Origin of the sequence: Endozoicomonas sp., from assembly GCF_031844845.1 — a bacterium.
GTDB lineage: Bacteria > Pseudomonadota > Gammaproteobacteria > Pseudomonadales > Endozoicomonadaceae > Endozoicomonas.
On record NZ_JAVRMB020000320.1, the window covers coordinates 1 to 2,751 of the forward strand.

General features: G+C 43.2%; 2 protein-coding genes and 1 pseudogene. All 3 read right to left on the reverse strand.

All coding sequences use genetic code 11. The features are described 5' to 3' along the window. Window positions 1-237: 237 nt before the first annotated feature. A complete protein-coding gene (locus RM811_RS17815; RefSeq protein ID WP_402527013.1) occupies window positions 238-1,974 on the reverse strand; it encodes an ankyrin repeat domain-containing protein in 1,737 nt (578 codons plus the stop codon). Window positions 1,975-2,069: 95 nt separating this feature from the next. Next, a pseudogene (locus tag RM811_RS17820) lies at window positions 2,070-2,198 on the reverse strand (IS1595 family transposase); the annotation flags it as partial. 308 nt (window positions 2,199-2,506) lie between these two features. After that, window positions 2,507-2,632 carry a hypothetical protein gene (locus RM811_RS17825; protein WP_402527015.1) on the reverse strand — a complete coding sequence of 42 codons (126 nt, stop codon included), beginning with the start codon at window positions 2,630-2,632 and terminating at the stop codon, window positions 2,507-2,509. Window positions 2,633-2,751 lie beyond the last annotated feature (119 nt).

The window sequence follows — 2,751 nt, forward strand, 5'->3', positions numbered from 1 at the left end:
TCCATTGCCGTTTAATAAAATTGAAATAAAAACCAGTTCGTAAGTATTCGAAATAAAAGGCCCACCATCACTATTTACAATGAGTTAATGTGCAGAATATGTTACGCACGATGAAAGACCTGACCCCGGTTTTCGGTTTTCTTTAACAAAGTCGCAGGCGAGTCTTGATCAATGCTGGCTTGGTGTCATGAAAAATATTGTGTAACAGGATGGTAGGAAAATCAGAAAAATCCAGATTTATATGGGGGGGGGCTGAACAGTTACGGAATACTCTTCCTCCCAGTCCGACTCTTCCCATTCTACTTCATTCCTCACAATAACAGGAACCAACGTACAATAATCGCGCAACAATTCAGGCAATGGGAGGTTTTCAAACGCCTCATTTTTAATATGCCTTTGAATAACCAGACGACACATATTTTTTAAGGAGAAAAATTCATCAACCCCTACAATAATGGTTCTCCAGTCTTCCAGCCATGTATCATGATCTCCATTTATAGTTTTCCATTCTTTCAACATTGCCTCAGAATCTTCATTAATTATTTCCCATTCTGCTTCATTACTCACAAGAACAGGAACCAGCCTACAATAACAGCGTAACAAGTTAGGCAATGGGAGTTTTTCAAACGCATCATTTTTAATATGCCTTTGAATAACCCGACGACACATATTTTTTAAGGAGAAAAATTCACCAGTATCTACAAAATGGAAAAAATCCTCTCCCACATCATGTTTAATTAAATCCAATAGCCGTAACGATCTGGCATCTCTGTTAGCTAAATAAACAATGACGCCTTCCCAGTGGACATTAAACAAAAGTCGAAGCAAACTCTCACTACCGTGTTCAGCCGCAAGACGGAATGGGTTGTTTCTATGTCGGGAATTGACTCTTGCCCCTTTTTTAATGAGATACTTAGCAAAGCCATCCTCTTCCATGTCAATGACAGCCATTAAAGGCGACCAGCCACCTTTATTTTTCTGGTCGATATCTGCCCCCGCTTCAACCAAAAAACGTGCAATGTCAAAGGCCTTCTGCCTACATAGGCTCAACAAGGGCGACCAATGTCCATTATTTACTGTATTGAGATTTACCCCCGCCTCAACCAGCAAACGTACAACATCATAGTGCCTCTCCTTACATGCGCTTAATAAGGGCGACCAGACATGAGAATTTGTGTTGTGCAGATTTGCACCACCTCTAATAAGCATGGAAACACACTCAGTCCTGCCAAATCGGCTCGCGACCAGCAAAGGAGACCAGCTGTCCCTATCGACTTTATCTATATCAGCTCGAGCTTCAAGCAGAATTCTGACTATTTCAGTGCAATTTTTCTTAATAGCGGTAATAAGTGGCGTAGAACCAGAAGCATCGCGACGATTAATATCTGCCCCAAATTTAATTAACTGCCTGACGCAATCTGGGTGATTAAAATACGCAGCTCTCGTCAACTGTGTATAGCCTTTCTCATCGAATAAGGATAGATCGCGCCCAGCAAGATGATCGCCCCTTTCAACCGGCAATAGATCCTCCTTTGCTTCTCTTAGGGCAGACATTAAGGGGTTTTTCTTGTGTTGCAAGGGCTTCAGGGCTGGGGTTGACTCCCATTTGGGCAAGGTCATGTACCCATTCACCCACAAAGCGAGTTGAACATTGCTGGCGTTTTGTTGATGAGACTCGCTGTAGCCTTTGAAAGCCGAGGGCAGATGCTTAATGTCTACCCTAAGCTCTGCTTCTGCTTCTACCGGCCGCGGCCGCCTTGAACAGAGCTCATCTTGATCATATTTCATCATACTTAATGGGATATAATTATCCCCTGAGTAATTGCCTGGAGAAAAATTCGCTCTCTCACAAGTGTGAACCTTATTGAAAATGCTCACCAATCTATTGGACCACTTAGCAACGCAATCAGTATCTTGTGATACCGATGGCTTTGGCATTATTTCAATTTGACCATCACTCTTAATACCATTCATAAGGGCTAAGTTACCGTTAATGTTGGAAGCACCAATATTCGATACATTCTACTAACTAACCGACCAGTAGTTAGCTTGGTTACTCCTGTCATATCTTGCCTCCAAACCAGGTAATGCGGGAGGTAACGGGTTGCAACCCCACGGAATACACCGCCAATCCAGCGTTTAGAATGTCTGTGGTAAGAATTTACGTTCTGGATATGGTAAATACTTTCGACAACATGTTGACCTGCTGATCCCCGCTCTTTGAAGTCAAATCCAAAGGGTGCAATTAAAAGTGTCCAAGAGGGATTGTCGAAATGGTTATAGCTCATAGGGTAGTGGAATTGCGGGAAATACCCGTGCACCGTTATTCCCGCGAAGGCGGTTGTCGCAAAAGGTCTTAAATACCGATTTATACCACCGCGTCTTTCCCGCAAAGGCGGGAATCCATCGCGAGCAGGGGAGGGATCGGACACCCACAAAATTGACTCCCTGAGAAACTATCCTACATTTTCTCTGTACCATATTTTCCTGACAGGAAAACCCATGACTAGCCCGGAGAAATCTGATCGATACGGCGAGCATACGTTACTATCATAGCATCGTTCGCTGTGTTCGCCGGGCATGGCTGTGCGGTCAGGATGATTCTTCGGGAAACCGGGGTCAGGTCTTTCATTGTGCATATCCATTGCCGTTTAATAAAATTGAAATAAAAACCAGTTCGTAAGTATTCGAAATAAAAGACCCACCATCACTATTTACAATGAGTTAATGTGCAGAATATGTTACGCACGA